General features: G+C 40.9%; 15 protein-coding genes. 2 read left to right on the forward strand and 13 right to left on the reverse strand.

Annotated elements, in window-relative coordinates:
- Positions 1-31 precede the first annotated feature (31 nt).
- A complete protein-coding gene (locus A3GE_RS11630) occupies positions 32-4,660 on the forward strand; it encodes an exo-alpha-sialidase (protein WP_018356961.1) in 4,629 nt (1,542 codons plus the stop codon).
- 76 nt (positions 4,661-4,736) lie between these two features.
- Here A3GE_RS11630 and A3GE_RS0109150 read toward each other — a convergent pair whose 3' ends face one another.
- From A3GE_RS0109150 to nudE, 12 genes are all read right to left on the reverse strand, one after another.
- The gene (locus A3GE_RS0109150) at positions 4,737-4,940 is read right to left on the reverse strand and encodes a glycine zipper 2TM domain-containing protein (RefSeq protein ID WP_018356962.1); all 204 of its coding nucleotides are present in this window, start codon (positions 4,938-4,940) and stop codon (positions 4,737-4,739) included.
- Between the two features lie 117 nt (positions 4,941-5,057).
- Complete coding sequence (locus tag A3GE_RS0109155) at positions 5,058-5,366, reverse strand: DUF4298 domain-containing protein (protein ID WP_018356963.1); 309 nt, start codon at positions 5,364-5,366, stop codon at positions 5,058-5,060.
- A gap of 77 nt (positions 5,367-5,443) precedes the next feature.
- Positions 5,444-6,898, reverse strand: coding sequence for a decarboxylating NADP(+)-dependent phosphogluconate dehydrogenase (gnd, locus tag A3GE_RS0109160; RefSeq protein WP_018356964.1), 1,455 nt, complete (start codon positions 6,896-6,898; stop codon positions 5,444-5,446).
- Positions 6,899-7,500: 602 nt separating this feature from the next.
- A complete protein-coding gene (locus A3GE_RS0109165; RefSeq protein ID WP_018356965.1) occupies positions 7,501-7,806 on the reverse strand; it encodes a nucleotidyltransferase family protein in 306 nt (101 codons plus the stop codon).
- Positions 7,790-8,203, reverse strand: a complete 414-nt coding sequence (locus A3GE_RS0109170; protein WP_018356966.1) for a nucleotidyltransferase substrate binding protein — start codon at positions 8,201-8,203, stop codon at positions 7,790-7,792. Before A3GE_RS0109170 ends, A3GE_RS0109165 begins: the two co-directional genes overlap by 17 nt.
- A gap of 22 nt (positions 8,204-8,225) precedes the next feature.
- Complete coding sequence (locus A3GE_RS0109175) at positions 8,226-8,588, reverse strand: DUF1304 domain-containing protein (RefSeq protein WP_018356967.1); 363 nt, start codon at positions 8,586-8,588, stop codon at positions 8,226-8,228.
- Positions 8,588-9,286, reverse strand: coding sequence for a 6-phosphogluconolactonase (gene pgl / locus A3GE_RS0109180; protein ID WP_018356968.1), 699 nt, complete (start codon positions 9,284-9,286; stop codon positions 8,588-8,590). Before pgl ends, A3GE_RS0109175 begins: the two co-directional genes overlap by 1 nt.
- Positions 9,287-9,289: 3 nt before the next feature.
- Positions 9,290-10,774 carry a glucose-6-phosphate dehydrogenase gene (gene zwf, locus A3GE_RS0109185; RefSeq protein ID WP_018356969.1) on the reverse strand — a complete coding sequence of 495 codons (1,485 nt, stop codon included), beginning with the start codon at positions 10,772-10,774 and terminating at the stop codon, positions 9,290-9,292.
- A 68-nt stretch (positions 10,775-10,842) separates the two neighbouring features.
- Positions 10,843-11,667 (reverse strand): 3'(2'),5'-bisphosphate nucleotidase CysQ, encoded by an 825-nt coding sequence (gene cysQ, locus A3GE_RS0109190; RefSeq protein ID WP_018356970.1) that lies wholly within the window; start codon positions 11,665-11,667, stop codon positions 10,843-10,845.
- Positions 11,668-11,689: 22 nt separating this feature from the next.
- Entirely contained in the window at positions 11,690-12,103 is a 414-nt protein-coding gene (locus A3GE_RS0109195; protein ID WP_018356971.1) for a hypothetical protein, read from the reverse strand.
- 51 nt (positions 12,104-12,154) lie between these two features.
- Positions 12,155-14,155: an OPT family oligopeptide transporter gene (locus tag A3GE_RS0109200; protein ID WP_018356972.1), complete on the reverse strand. Its 2,001-nt coding sequence runs from the start codon at positions 14,153-14,155 to the stop codon at positions 12,155-12,157.
- 147 nt (positions 14,156-14,302) lie between these two features.
- Positions 14,303-14,863: an ADP compounds hydrolase NudE gene (gene nudE, locus A3GE_RS0109205; RefSeq protein ID WP_018356973.1), complete on the reverse strand. Its 561-nt coding sequence runs from the start codon at positions 14,861-14,863 to the stop codon at positions 14,303-14,305.
- Between the two features lie 71 nt (positions 14,864-14,934).
- On the opposite strand from nudE, the gene hslR reads away from it, so the two are divergent.
- Positions 14,935-15,321: a ribosome-associated heat shock protein Hsp15 gene (gene hslR, locus A3GE_RS0109210; protein ID WP_018356974.1), complete on the forward strand. Its 387-nt coding sequence runs from the start codon at positions 14,935-14,937 to the stop codon at positions 15,319-15,321.
- A 58-nt stretch (positions 15,322-15,379) separates the two neighbouring features.
- Here the strand turns inward: hslR and lysA are convergent, their stop codons facing one another.
- Positions 15,380-16,627, reverse strand: coding sequence for a diaminopimelate decarboxylase (lysA, locus tag A3GE_RS0109215; RefSeq protein WP_018356975.1), 1,248 nt, complete (start codon positions 16,625-16,627; stop codon positions 15,380-15,382).
- Positions 16,628-16,636: the final 9 nt, after the last annotated feature.

A 16,636-nucleotide genomic window follows, 5' to 3' on the forward strand; every position in this document is an offset into this window, starting at 1 on the left:
ATTTCCACCATCCAATAATCGGGGTATTCCAATGAAAAAATCTCATTTCCTCAAAAAAACTGCAGTATCCTTGTTTGTTTCTTCCGTTTTTCTCTCAGGTTTTAGTTTCTCTGCCTCTCCCTCTTCAACGGCAATTTTAGATTTCTCTAGCTTAGAAAATTTCAGCCAACCTATTGATGTCAGCGAACAGTTTAATGAGAAAGGCGTATTTGGACTGGGTTCCGGCACACTAACTTTTCGAGTAAAGCCAAGTGGCGGTTTCAGCACTTTACTGGGCGTAAGCGATCCGAACTCCAATGTGCGTTACATTGCCTTTTATGTCAATTCCAGAAATGGTAATGAACAATATGGTGTCGAACTCAGAACCGATAATCACACACGCTTAATTCCCAATTCCGAATTAGTGACGCCCCCTATTCCCTCTTCTGATGAATTTAAAACCATTACCTATGCTTTCGATAAAGCCAATCAAACAATTAAAATTTATGTGAATGGCGAGCTGAAAAAAGCGACAAATCAATCAAAATTTTTTGAGGATATTGATGGGTTAACGAGCGCAACAGTGGGATCATTGAAACGCGCTAATTATCCGTCAAATAATTTTGTGGGTTCAATTTACCATGCCCGCGCAACAGATGATGTGTTATCAAACGAGGCTATCGCAGCCTTACACAGAGATATTGTGGAAAAACAAAAAGCCGATATTGCCAAAAATGCCGAAAAAATCGCATTTTTTGCCGAAAAGCGTTCTGCCATGGGCGCAATGATGAGCGAAAAATATGAAATTTTTAAGCCAGGGCAAGGCGGAGCGAAAAGCTATCGTATCCCAGGGTTATTTACAACCAAAGACGGCGTGGTGATTGCCGCAATCGACAAGCGTAATCAACATTTTTATGACTGGGGAAATATTGATTTGGCGATTCGTCGCAGTTTAGACGGAGGGTTTACTTGGCAGGATGATCAAGTTGTGGTTGATTTGGCGGAACAACCTTATCCAGATCTTGGTGCGGCAGAATCGGCATTAGTGATTGATGCAGTAATGACACAGGATAAAAATACCGGAAGAATAATAATGGTTTTTGATATGTTCCCCGAATCACAAGCTCTTTTTGGTATGTTTAACAATTCACAGGCAAGTTTTGAGTCAGAGGGAAACGGGCATATTAATGTCAACGGAAAATGGTATCGCCTAATTACCGATGAAAGTGGCGCGAGATACACAGTTCGCGAGGGGGGCATTATCTATAATCGTGATGGTGTTGCTCAAGATTATAAAGTAATCACAGAGGGCGATCCTGCTCAGGCATTTCAAAATCTTGGCGATATTATCAAGATCAGTACGGATGAACGGGTCGGCAATATTTTTCTCCGCTCAAAACGTGCCGGGCATGATAGCGGCCCCTTTAACGCACACTATACCAGTTATTTATGGATGACTTATAGCGATGACAACGGCAAAACATGGGCAAATCCTACGGATATTACCACGCAAGTCAAAGCAGATTGGATGCGATTTTTAGGTACAGGTCCAGGAACCGGCATTCAATTAAAAAACGGCAATATTATGATTCCGGTTTATTTTACCAATCGGGACAATAAACAATCTGCTGCTGTGATTATCAGTTCGGACGGTGGAAAAACTTGGACTCGGGGCGCTTCGCCAAATGATGCCTACTTAGATGAAATCGGTGGAGCACGTTATTTAAACACGCAAGATTACGAAATCACCGAATCCCAAGTTATCGAAATGAATAACGGTGACATTAAAATGTTTTCCCGTAACCGTAGCGGTGCTGTTATTATTTCAACCAGTCACGATGGTGGAATGACTTGGGACAAAGGAGCAAGATTAAGAGAATCCGCCTTATTAGATCCTTATTCACAAATGTCCGTAATTCATTATTCCAAACTGATCGATGGCAAGGAATATATCGTTTTCGCCAATCCTCACGCCAGTTCCCGACGCAACGGTAAAGCTTGGTTGGGAGAAGTACAGACTGACGGTTCAATTTTATGGAAATATAATACCACGATTGATGAAGGCTCTTATTCCTATAACAGTTTAACGGAATTACCAAACGGTGATATTGGTTTACTTTACGAGCAAGTACAAGGCTCGAATGTGCAGTATGTCCGCTTCAATTTGCAAGAACTGTTATGGAAAGATAATTTTATCTATCGTGACAAACGAAACCCTGAAAATCAGGCGGTATCCCTCAATAGTATCGAACAAGAAACCTATTATAAGATTGGTGACGGTGAGATGATCAAAGTTGGGGAGGGCATCAATCCGGCACATTTAGAAGTGAGAGAAGGGATTGCCACCCTCGCCCAACAAGCCAATGCTGCAGGAGAAAAACAGGCTTATGCTGCCGTTGTAGTGAAAGAAAAGGGCACACTTCGTTTAATGGATAACGAGCAACTCAACCTCAGTAACATTAGATTGGAGAAGGGGACATTTGATCTCAACGGACGTAATTTTACCCTTGCTGCTAAAGTCGACACGGAGAATCAGGGATTACGCGCCGCAACGTTAAACGGCAATATCATCAATAATAGCCCGACACCAGCAACCTTGACCTATCAGCTCAATCAGCAACGGGCAATTATCGGAACGGTAGGTGATCAGCAAGGCACACTCAACCTCATCTATTCCCCAACAGAGTCTGAAAGCCAATTATCGTTTCAAGGGAATACCAATTTGGATAATGTTTATGTCAAAGCAGGTACATTGAGTTACACAGGAAACAGACATCAGGCAAACAGGCTTGATCTATCTCCGCATAGTCAAGTTGAAATTAAAAATGATGCCTCATTCACCTCCCACCACATCCACTTGGCGGAAAATGCAAACCTCATCTTGAATACGGATACAGCCATTGAATTTAGCTCAAAAGTTGAAGGCACAGGAAATTTATTCAAAACCGGAGCAGGCTATGCGAGAGTAAACGGAGAGCTTAATCACGAAGGAATAACGGATATTCAAAGCGGTATCTTTGAAGTAAATGGCAATATCAACAAAAGTGCGGTCAATATTCGGCAAAATTCAATATTGGCAGGAGGAGGGGAAATCAAAAACGAGACAACGCTATTTGAAGAAGCTGTAATTTCACCAAGTTTATTTATTACCAATCCACAAACATTTCGTGGCAACACGTTGTCATTTAACCAACTAAACAACCAAGGCGGAAAATTTATTCTCACTGTAAATAATAATGCCGAAAATATAAAAGATTGGAAGCACGATCAAGTTTTAATTAACGACTTAAACTCGGAAATGGATATTCCAATAGATATTCATTTACTCGGTACTCAACAAGGTCATTCCGATGAAAATAAAAACGGACGTTATGATGCAGACGAGGGAATTTCATTAATTCAAACTAAAAACGCAAATGCCTTGCAACGGCTGAAAATCGGGCAAGTATTAAGTGCCGAACGTAGCGGCTATTTATATCCGCTGACATTGGTGAGTGTAGAGAGCGGTATAGCGAATGCCGATGACAATCGTATTAGCGAGAACGGAGACAGCCATTTTACCGATTTTCGCTTGCAAAATATTATGATCGATGGAAACGGAAAGCAACTTGAACCTGTTATCCGTGCAGTAAAACAGGAAGAACCGAAAGTTGAAGAAGCTACGCTCCCAATAGTTCCGACTACACCGAAAGAAGAAACTCCTGTAACACCGAAAAATCCAACGCTACCAAAAGTAGAAACACCAACAATGCCGACACAACCAGCCTCCCGTGCACAAATTGATGCACGAGTGCCATCCTATTTAGTGTCAAATACAGCGCTTTACTATCAGGGTGAACAGACAAAAAATATTTTCTGGGACAATGTGCATTCAGAAAACACCAAAGGGCTATATGCCATACAATCCTATACTCATAGCCATTACAACACCGACCTTAATTTTGTGGACTATGGTTATCACTATCATACCAAACAACATACTTCCTTGTTGGGCGGTTATGTTGCTATTAATAACAACACAACATTACACAGTGCGATCGCCTACGGAAAACAAACCGTTGAACCAAAAGCCGTTGATGGATACAGCCAAGCCAAATATAAAACCGTTTCCGGTTTACTAGCACTCCGTCATCAAAGGGAACGGATTCGCTTTAGCTTAGGTACAGGGTATCATTGGCACAGAGGCGATATTTCAGCATTCGGCACAAAAGATATTGCAAAACTCAAAGCCCATCAATTTCAACTCTTTACCAATTTGGGCTATGTAATTCCGGTGGGACAATTAAGCCTCATTCCGACTATGGGTTTAAGCTACCAGCATTTATCAACCAGCATTAATGATCAAATGAATTGGCGTGTCGATAGCAAGAAATATCATATTTTCACAAAGCAAATCGGTTCTTATTTAAGCTGGCAAGGCGAGACATTAAGGTTGAAAGCAGGCGTATTCTATGAACATAATCATACCAATACACCGCAAATTCTGATTTCACCGACAGGAAATCAAGGCGAATGGTTCAATACGGGACAATTAGGAAATGGGATGTTATACAAAGCATCAGTAGAAGTAGCGATGACTCCAAACCTTTCTTTTGGGTTGCAGTTGAACCATCGCCACGCATTGTCCAAGGCAAAACTCAAACAAACAAATATCTCAGCTAAACTTGAGTATAAATTCTAACAGAAACGCAATGTCCCTATAAAAATGACCGCACTTTGCTTGAATAATTGAGCGAAGTGCGGTCGATAATCTCTCTTTATTTGCCCACTTGACTACCGATTAAACCGCCTAATGCGGCTCCACCCAATGTCGTTGCGGTATTACCTTTAATCATATAACCGGCAGCACCGCCCAATGCAGCACCGACAGCCGTATTTTTTTGAGTGCGGTTCATATTACTGCAAGCAGTTAATGCAATAAGCGTCATACCAATAACCAATGATTTTGTTATTAATTTCATAAAATCTCTCCGTATAAAATTAAAAACTATCCATCGTGATAGCACCTTATAAGACTAATATCACTGAATAAAAGTTCATTTTAAGAAAAGAATCTTACATCATAGCTAACGATTTCTTTACTCTAAAATTTTAGTGATCACTTTTAAATATTCGATAGCAAGGCCTCGTTGCTCTGCACTGGCATTATAGACAAGATCTTCTGAAAGCACACCACAAGGCTGGGTTTTCGGGATCTCGCCTTGTTCATAAGCTTCAAAATCTTCTCGCCAATCACCTTCAAAATAATAATTCTCCAAACGTTTCATCTTAGGTAAAAAGGCTTGCCATTTTTCAAGAAGAGTCTCGACCTCTCCTAAAAATTCATTGGCTTCATTCAGAATACTTTCCATTTCGGCTAATTTCGCTAAACGTGATTGAGATAACATTTTCCCTCCAAAATCATGTAAAAAGTGACCGCACTTTCTTAAAGCGCGGTGTCTAATAGTATCCCGTATTTTACAAATTACACATCATAGGTTGTAGAGGCTGTGTTACCGCCGCGTCCTGTCCAATTGGTGTGGAAAAACTCACCACGTGGTTTGTCAGTGCGTTCGTAAGTATGCGCACCAAAATAATCCCGTTGAGCTTGTAATAAATTAGCCGGCAAACGGGCTGAGGTGTAACCGTCTAAGAAGGTGATCGCCGATGCCATACATGGCATTGGAATCCCCACCTCAATAGATTTTGCCACCACTTTGCGCCAGTCGCTCATTGCGTTTTCTAAAATGCCTTTGAAATAAGCGTCTGAACCTAAGAAAATCAAATCAGGATTGGCTTCATAAGCATCACGGATATTGCCCAAGAAACGGCTGCGGATAATACAACCTTCACGCCATAACAAAGCAGTGTTGCCGTAATTAATATTCCAATTAAAGTTTTCTGAGGCTTCTCGAATTAACATAAAACCTTGTGCGTAAGAAATTATTTTGGATGCCAATAATGCTTTGCGCACCGCTTCAATCCAAACTTTTTTATCGCCCTCTACTTTTTCGATGGTTTTGTTGAACAGTTTACTTGCCGCCACACGTTGATCTTTAAAGGCGGAGACACAACGGGCAAAAACAGATTCTGTAATTAAAGTTAATGGAATACCGAAATCAAGGGCATTGATTCCTGTCCATTTCCCTGTCCCTTTTTGCCCTGCGGTATCTAAAATTTTATCCACTAAACGCGTACCGTCAGTATCTTTATAGCCTAAAATATCCGCGGTGATGTCAATTAAATAACTATCTAATTCGGTCTTACGCCAATCATTGAAGGTGGCTTCCAATTCATCATCGGATAATCCCACACCTTCTTTTAAAAATTGATAGGCTTCACAAATCAGTTGCATATCGCCGTATTCAATGCCGTTATGCACCATTTTGACAAAATGACCCGCGCCATCTTTCCCCACCCAATCACAGCAAGGTTCACCTTGTTCTGTTTTAGCCGCAATACCTTGTAAAATCGGTTGCACGAATTGCCATGCTTCTTCGTTACCACCCGGCATAATGGAAGGTCCGTGACGTGCACCCTCTTCGCCGCCCGACACACCCGTACCAATGAAACGGATCCCTTTTTCACGCAAGGCTTCTACACGACGATTTGTATCCGGATAGTTGGAGTTGCCCCCATCAATAATAATATCGCCTTCTTCCAAGTGTGGTAATAATGCATCAATAAATTGATCCACCACCTCGCCCGCACGAACCATTAACATCACCTTGCGCGGTTTTTCCAATTTAGAGGCTAAATCTTCTAAGGAATACGCACCGATAATGCTTGTACCTTTCGCCGCCCCTTGTAAAAACTCATCCACTTTTGAAGTAGTGCGGTTATACGCCACCACTTTAAACCCGTGGTCATTCATATTTAAAATGAGGTTCTGCCCCATTACGGCGAGTCCAATAACGCCGATATCGCCTTTTTGTGACATTTTTTTCTCCTGTTGGTGGAGTGCAATTTTTGCACTAAGTTTTGAATACTTTGGTAGAATGTATGAATTGAGATAATTTACACATAGAGGTAAAACTTATCGTGCTTGAAATAAGTTTCACACACTCTATGAACTATTCAACTTGAATCACCTCTACAGACTCTCTAGTTTCTAAGTTAATAATTTGATTACCATCACCTGTTATAATTACCTCATCAAATTCATTCCATAGAGATGATATTAAATCATCATATACTTTATATATTGAGCCATCATCAAGTATTAAATATTCACCATTTACATTTTTCTCAATATAATATTTATCTATATCCTTTCTAAAGGAACATAGATTTTTTCTACAAAACTCTATTAGTTATTTATTTGATTCTTTTAGCTTTTTCTTGATTCCTCTAACCTTTTTAATGCATTATCCGTCATATTTCTAAAACCTCGACCAGCGTATATGGATTGACTAGAAGTAGCTATAGCTATTGTGCATAAAAAATAGCATTAAAAATGATAATATACTTATATAATTTTTCATATTTCCCCAAATAAAATTTGATTAAATAATATGCATAATCTATTATAGAACTCTATCTTTATTCCGAAACGACCACATACTTTTGAGAGATAATTTCTCGAAATGTTTCGGAAATCGTCGCCCAATCCAGCAAATCAACTTTATAGGGGAGACCACTTTCACTAAAGGCTTCCTCCACTTCGGCGAATAGCAGTAATGAAAGCGGTTGTTCGCTCATGACCACTAAATCCAAATCCGAAAATTTGCGAGCGGTGCCTTTCACTCTAGAACCAAATGCCCGCACTTCGTAGCCAGCCAAGTGAGTTCGTAAAATATCTTGTACAATAGCAAGATGTTTGGGTTCTATATCAAAAACTTTGTCCATTTTGACCGCTCTTTAATTTTTTTTGAAGATGTTTCGCTTCACTTAAAAATTTAGGAATCCCTTGCACCACCAGAATTGCAGTATCTTCATCGTAAGTATGGCTCGTTCGGCTACGCATTTCACGATACTGTTTCCAATCTAACCATTCGCCTTGCAATAATCCATATTCATTGCCTGTACGAATAAGATCCTGAAAGCTTATACCATCATAAAGTTCCGGATTGGGTGAAACAGCAATTAAATAACGCTTTAACATTTTATGACTGAGTTCATAGGTAAATTCAAATCGCTGAATTAAACCATCACGAATTTGAACATCACTGATATCTTGTTGATAACGATTTAACCCTTCCTCTAAACGGAAAATCGCTTTTTCCAATGGTGTAAAATCGAGCATGATTATTTTTCCCCATAGAGCATTAATTTTGATAAGCAATTTGTAAGATAATCGCCAACACCGCCGGTAATCCCTGTTTCACCAAAATGCCTTTATTTGCTGTGGTTGCACCAAAAATTGCGGCGATAATCACACAGGTTAGAAAGAAATAAATCACAGGCATTTGCTGAATGGCATAACCGAAAATAATCCCAGCTGCCAGAAATCCGTTATACAACCCCAGATTAGCAAACATCACCTTCACTTTCTGTTGGGCGATAAAGTCATCGATTAAGCCAAAAATACGTTTGGCGCTTTTTCCTTCAATAGCGAACATTTCTAAATAGAGAATATAGAAATGTTCAAGTGCAACAAGTGCGGTCAAAATATGGGCTAAAATTTCCACTATAACAATGCCGCCGCCGACTTATCCAAATACCACTCCGTTACACCATTTTTGGCTTTAATTTTAGCTGCCGGATAAGGTAGATTTTCAGTCGGTGTTGTTTGGATTTCTTTTAAAATTTCCGCTTTTCCTTCGCCTGTAACAAGATAAGTAATGCGTTTTGCCTGCTCAATTAATTTTGCGCTTTTAGAAATACGGATTTGTCCGCTTTCTGGATGTTTTGCAATAACTGCAAGGTTTTCATCATCAAAATTGGTTTGATATGGAAATAACGAAGCCGTATGCCCGTCCGCGCCCATGCCTAAAATAATCCAGTCAAAAACGCCGTCAGGAATGACCGCACTTAGTTCTTCTTGAAAACGTTCCAGCTCAAAGTGCGGTTCATTTTCACCACGAATTCGGTGAATATTCTCAGTGGGAATTTGAATATGATCGAATAATAATTTTTGCACTTCGCCATAATTACTTTCAGGAGATTGTGACGAAACCATTCGCTCATCCCCCCACCAGAAATGCAGATTTTCCCAATGAATTTCCGTATTGTAAGGCGCTTCAGCTAAAGTTTTAAATAATAATTTTGGCGTGCTTCCGCCTGATAATGAAATATGAATCGGGCGTTGTTGTTCACTATATATTTTTAATTCTTGTGCAATTTTTTCAACCGCTTGTTGGGCTGTATCAAAGATTATTGTGTTCATCAATTATACCTTTTTCTTCATCAATCCACTCGGTTTACGCCATACTTTGCCTTGTCTGGCAATGAGTTTATCCGCCGCCACCGGTCCCCAAGTACCGGCTTCATAATCATGGATTCGTCCGCCGTTGGCTTTGTAATCCAAAATAGGTTGAACGAATTTCCATGCAGCATGAACGGCATCCGTACGGGCGAATAGGGTTGCATCACCTTTCATCGCATCCAGCAATAAACGTTCATAAGCGGTCAGTACTTGTGCTCCGGCAAGATCCGCATAGCGGAAATCCATTGATACTTCTTTGGCTTCAAAGCCTGCTCCCGGTTTTTTCAAACCAAAACGCATTGAAATACCTTCATCCGGTTGAATACGGATAATGAGTTTATTTTCCGGCGCATTTTGGCTAAATACAGGATGTGGCGTGGTTTTAAAGTGAATCACAATTTCTGTCACACGAGCAGGTAAACGTTTACCGGTACGTACATAGAAAGGTACACCTGCCCAACGCCAGTTTTCGATCTCACAACGCAACGCAATATAGGTTTCAGTGTGTGAATCTGCCGGCACGCCTTTTTCTTCCAAATATCCCTTCACCATTTTGCCGTTCACTTCACCTGCGACATATTGACCAAGCACTAAACTATGCTCCACATCCTCTTGCGTGAGCGGGCGTAAACAGTGCATCACTTTTGCTACTTCATCACGCATTGAGTCCGCGTTAATGATTGCGGGCGGTTCCATTGCCACCATTGCAAGCACTTGTAATAAGTGATTTTGGAACATATCCCGCATTGCACCGGATCCGTCATAATAGCCGCCACGCTCTTCAACGCCAATGGATTCAGCACCGGTGATTTCAACATAATCAATAAAATTACGATTCCAAAGCGGTTCAAACCAGCCATTGGAAAAACGCAACACGAGTAAGTTTTGCACGGTTTCTTTACCAAGATAATGATCAATACGGTAGATTTGATGTTCTTCAAAGAAACGGTGAATTTGCACATCCAACACTTGCGCCGTTTTTTCATCGTAACCAAAAGGCTTTTCTACAATAATACGTTTCCAACCGTATTCTTCCGTATTCAAACCATGTGCCGCCAAGCATTCGGGAATCACACCATAAAGACTTGGTGGGGTGGACATATAATAGAGTGTATTGCCACAGGTCTGATATTTATCGTGTAATTCGTCCAAACGAGGCACTAATTTGCCATAGTCTGCGGCATCTGCCGTATTCACAGATTGGTAATAAAGATGATGGCAAAATTCATCAAGGGTTTCAGGTGTGGTATCTTCATTATTGATTAAAGCTTCACGCATTTTCGTACGGAAAGTTTCATCATTAAGCTCCGAACGCGCAACGCCAAGCACAGAGAAGTTCCCGCCTAATCGTCCGATTTTGAAAAGATTATAAAGTGCCGGAATAAGTTTTCGGTGGGTTAAATCACCGGATGCGCCAAAAATGACGATACAGCTGTTCTCAGTTTGCATAATTATCCTTATAAAAAATACCGAGTGAAATGATGGGCTATTCTAACGAAAATTCCCCCTCTAACCAATCAATTAAATTGAAAGACAGATGCCCAATTAACAGATTTATCCGCCACCATCACAAAAGGGGGATTAATCAGTATTTCACGTCGGTTGTATGTCAATGGTGCAAATTTCGGATCGAAAATTTGCCCGTTGGTTTCCCCCAATAACACCTCTGCTGCTGCCGTATCCCATTCTCCGGTTTGCCCAAGACGAACATAGCAATCCACAATGCCCTCCGCCACTAAACCGCTTTTCAAACTACTGGAACCCATCACAACAAATTCACAAGGAAAATCTTTCGGCAAAATTGACCGCACTTTTTCCTGAGCTTCTCTCGCGCCCACTGCAATACGCAATGGGAAATCAGAAAAAGTGCGGTTAAGATTTACGCTGTTTGTAGCCAGTTTTTTTACTTGATCGCCTTGTTTTTTAAACGCACCAAAACCTTCCATCGCATAATAAGTGAAGGATAAAATCGGCGCATGGATAATACTTAACACGGGTTTATTTTTACGGATGAGGGTAATTAAAACGGAAAATTGATCGGTGCGATTAATAAATTGTTGCGTACCGTCAAGGGGATCGATTAACCAATATTCTTTCCATTTTTGGCGTTCCTCAAAAGGAAGATGACAATTTTCTTCTGACAAAACCGGTATTTGAGGAAAAAGTGCGGTCAGTTTTTCAGTTAAAAATTGGCTGATGAAAAGATCCGCTTCTGTGACCGGCGTATTATCTTCTTTCATTTGTATATCAATATGCTGTTGATAAAAATCTTGTAGATAATTACCGGCTTGGTAAGCAATCGGTAGAATTTGATTGAGTAAATGTTCATTGAGTAGCAACATAAAATCTCCCTACAATATTTTTTCATAATGATTTTGTTTTCGGCAACAGCCATGGCAACACAAATAGGGTATAAAAGACCATACAGCAAGCACTTAGTATCCCTAATGTTAAACCGCCTTCAGTAAGCCATTGCCAAAATGAAGCGTCCTGTTTACCCATAAACAATAAATAGAAATAGGACGCGACATTACAATAAAAAAAGCTAATCAATGATGAGCATAATACGATGGCTGCAATATTATGACGAATATAACGAAATCTCGCGGCAACCAAGGCAATTAAAAAAGCAGGGATTGTGGTGAGAAAAAATGCCACCATAAGATAGCGAGTAAAAGGGGTCGGTTCAAAATCCCAATTCAAAAACCAAAATAGTGCGGTCACTAATCCTTGTAAAATGAGAGGAAATAAAATTAATGCTTTGAGATAAGGTTTCATAAAAAAATAGACTATCGGGAAAGATAGCCTATTTTAAAGGAATTTTAGGGATTAATCAGATTTTTTCGCACGTAATACACGGGAAGCAAAAATAATGATTCCGGCAATAAATACGGTTAAACCTAATATTTCACCAATGCCGTCCCAATTTTCAAGGTTAAGCGCCAGTGGTGCTTCAGAACCACCGGATGTGACAGAAGCTGCAATAATGAAGGCGAGAATCACCCCCATGAGGCTTTCACCGACAATCAAGCCTGCCGAAAAAAGCGTACCGAAACGTTCTGCTTTAGCCGAGGCTTGTTTATCGCCGGTTCGTGCCGCATAGTTTGCAATATGGCGGTTAATGAACCATGCTAAAAATGCCCCAACGACAACCGGTGTATTAATAGATGGTGGTAAATAAATACCAATTCCCACCGCTAATACCGGCAATGCGAAGGCTTTATTACTCACTTTTTTCAAAAATTCATCAATAATAATTAACACAGCCCCTAAGCCCACACCAGTTAAAATGTACGTCCATTCTAATTGGTTAGTAAAAATACCTTGTGAGATAGTCGTCATAATCGTGGCTTGCGGTGCGGAAAGTGCTTGAGTCGGATCCATATCCGGACGTGGCAACGCTCCGGTAAAGCCATAAGCGTGATACAAAATTTCCAATACCGGAGCAATCACCAGTGCGCCGACAAAGCAACCGATAATCAATGCCACTTGCTGACGCCACGGCGTGGCTTCAACTAACAGACCGGTTTTTAAATCTTGTAAGTTATCGTTGGAAATCGTCGCGGTAGTTAGCACGATAGAGGCTGTAAAGAGCGTAAGTGCGGTTAAAAATTTCTGACCATCTGTGGTTTCAAATAAACCCGTAGCATTACCGATAGAAACCAATACGAGAGAAATCACAATCACCGAAATAATCCCGATACCGGAAATTGGGCTTGATGATGCCCCTACTAATCCAGCCATATAACCGGAAGCCGCAGCCACAAAAAAGCCAATAAATACAGCCAAGAAGGTACAAACCACCACTAATAAAATAGAAAGTTCCGGTGAAATAGGTGCGACTGCAATAAAGTGATGTAATGAAATCACGATCAATGCAACGGTTGCAATGAGGATATAAATCATCGTTTTTGGTGAAAGATCGATATCAATGCGATCATCAGATTCTGATTGGCCCCTTTTCAACATACGGAATGAATGTATCATACCTTCTACCATCGGTTTCATTAAAACCAGTAATGTCCAAATTGCGGCAATACCGATCGTCCCCACTCCAATAAAGCGAACCTTGGTTTTCCATGTCCTCATGGCAAAGTCGATTAACCCCATATCTGTCGGCATATCACCGGACACAGTAAAGAACGGAACGGCGACACCCCAAGTCAGCACTAAGCCGACTAACATAGCAATACCTCCAACAATACCGATCAAATAACCTGCACCTAATAATGCCAGAGAGAACCCCATTGGTAATTGGAAAGCGGCTTTACCGGTTTGAATCCAGGCGCTTGCCCCATCCGCCATTACACGTAAGCCATTGGTTAAAAATGCTACAACACCAGCTAACACGCCACCATAAGCAATGTCTTTTACACCGGTATCACCTTTGTCATGATTTCCCACCTTTAAAATTTCGGCAGCGGCGACGCCTTCCGGATAAGGTAAATCACTATTCACTACCATCACTCGGCGTAGCGGAATCGTAAACAATACACCTAATGTTCCGCCGGAAGCACAAATTAACATGGTTTGCCAAAATGGAAAATCGTTCCAGTAACCCATCATTAACAAACCCGGTAAAACGAAAATAACGGAAGATAAAGTGCCGGCAGCAGAAGCCTGAGTTTGCACCATATTATTTTCCAAAATACTGGAATCTTTAAAGAATTTTAACACTGCCATGGAAATAACAGCGGCAGGAATGGAAGAAGCAAAAGTCATTCCGACTTTTAATCCCAAATAGACGTTAGACGCGGTGAAAATCACCGTAATTAACGCCCCGAGAATAATCCCACGAAACGTGAGTTCTTTTAAATTTGAATGAGGCATAATTTTTCCCTAGGTTAAATAAAAAGCTCTTCACTTTCCCAAGAAACGGCAAAAAACTCAAGAATTATTTAAATATTTATGCAATTAAATTAAAAAATATTTAATAAATACTCTCTTTATTAGAAAAATTATTAATATCTCATTATCTTATCTTAGACCGTCCAAATAATCTCTTAAGGCATAAAGTGCGGTCAAATTTCTCGCCTCATTGAAATCGGGATCTGCAATTAATTCATCTAATTTTACCAATGGAAAACGAACCAATTCTAATGGTTCGGGCTCATCCCCTTCAAGCTTGCAAGGATAAAAATCCTGCACAATAAAAATATGCATTGGGTTACACATATAACTTGGGCTGGTAATGATCGTGCGTAAAAAACGGATGTGCTTTGCCCCAACGCCAATTTCTTCTTTCAATTCACGATTAGCCGCTTCCTCCGGCGTTTCCCCTACATCGATTCCCCCTTTAGGAAAACTCAGCTCATAACGTTCCGTACCCACAGCATATTCCCGAATCATTAAAAGTTCATCACCCTCAATAGGCACCATCATCACCGCCTGATGCACTCCCGGTTTAAAGCGTTCATAGGTGCGTTTTTCACCATTACTAAATGCCAAATCAACCGCCTGAATTTCAAATAAGCGTGATTTTGCAACGGTACGTGTGGAAAGAATTTGAGGCAAGTGTTTTTGACTATTTGACGACATCGGTTTTCCTTTATTTTGTGATACCATTGGGCTCAAACTGTATCATAAATTGAGCAATAGAGAGATCCCAAATGGAAGAAAAAGACGTTCGCCTAGATAAATGGCTATGGGCTGCCCGTTTTTATAAAACCCGCAGTCTTGCGAAAGCTATGATTGAAGGGGGAAAAGTACATTACAACGGACAACGGGCAAAAGTCAGCAAAATAGTGGAAGTAGGCGCTATCTTAAAATTACGTCAAGGCAATGAAGAAAAAGAAGTAGAAATTTTGGCGTTAAGCGATCAACGCCGTGGTGCACCCGAAGCACAATTACTTTATCGAGAAACGAGCCAAAGTTTGAAAAAACGGGAAGAAATGGCATGGGCAAGAAAAAATAACGCCCTTTCGATGCCTCATCCAGAACGTCGCCCGAACAAAAAAGAACGTCGGGATTTGTTGAAGTTTAAGCATCAGGTATAAAAAAAGTGCGGTTGAAAATCTCTCTGTTTTTCAACCGCACTTTCTTTTCAAGGGAGGATTAAATCACCGATTCCAACGCCCAAAGTTCTTGCAAACTTTCACGGCGGCGGATTAAATGTGCGTTATCGCCATCCACTAAAACTTCCGCTGTGCGTGGACGGGAATTGTAGTTGGAAGACATACTCGCCCCATAAGCACCCGCAGAACATTGTGCAATATAATCGCCCTCCGCAATGGCAAGTTCACGCTGTTTGCCTAAAAAATCCGAGGTTTCACACACCGGCCCCACCACATCATAAACGGCTTTTTCGCGCGCCAAAGTGCGGTCAATTTCTACGATGTTCATATAGGCTTCGTACAATGCCGGACGAATCATATCGTTCATACCGGTATCCGTGATGGCAAAATTACGGCTTTCGTTACTTTTCAAATACTGGACTTTTGCTACTAAAATGCCGGCATTGGCGGTAATTGCCCGTCCCGGTTCAAGGATAATTTCAAGATCCTTGTAATCTTTTAGTTTTTCCAATAAGGCTTTAGCATACTCGCTTGGATGTGGCGGATTTTCATCGGTATAAGTTACCCCCAAACCGCCGCCTAAATCTAAATGTTCCAGAGCAATGCCATCTTGTTTGAGTTGCTCCATTAGCACAATAAGACGCTCTACCGCATCTAAAAAGGGTTGCAATTCAGTGAGTTGCGATCCGATATGACAATCCATTCCCGTGATCTTCACATTCGGTAGGCTTGCTGCCAGCTTATAGACTTCACGGGCTTCATCCACACTGACCCCAAATTTATTTTCTTTTAAACCGGTGGAAATATAAGGATGAGTATGAGCATCTACATCAGGGTTTACACGCAAGGAGATCGGTGCAAGCTTTCCCATTTCGCCGGCAATGAGGTTTATGTGGTGAAGTTCAGAAACAGACTCAACATTAAAACAACGAATCCCTACCTCTAAAGCACGCATAATCTCCTCGCGAGATTTTGCCACACCGGAAAAGACGACTTTCGATGCCTCACCACCTGCCACCAATACGCGTTCCAATTCGCCTTGCGAGACAATATCAAAACCTGAACCTAATTTTGCCATAACACTTAATACCCCAATGTTAGAGCAAGATTTCACAGCAAAACAAATTAAATGGGGATGTGAACCTAATGCGTCGTTAAACGCATGCCAATGGCGTTCCAGCGTGGCGCGGGAATAAATATAAAGCGGTGTACCGAACTGTTCTGCGAGTTGTTGTACCGGCAATTGTTCTGCATAAAGTCGGTTATTTTGATATTGGAAAAAATTCATATTGTGTCT

This window comes from Rodentibacter pneumotropicus DSM 21403, from assembly GCF_000379905.1.
Taxonomy (GTDB): Bacteria; Pseudomonadota; Gammaproteobacteria; order Enterobacterales; family Pasteurellaceae; genus Rodentibacter; species Rodentibacter pneumotropicus.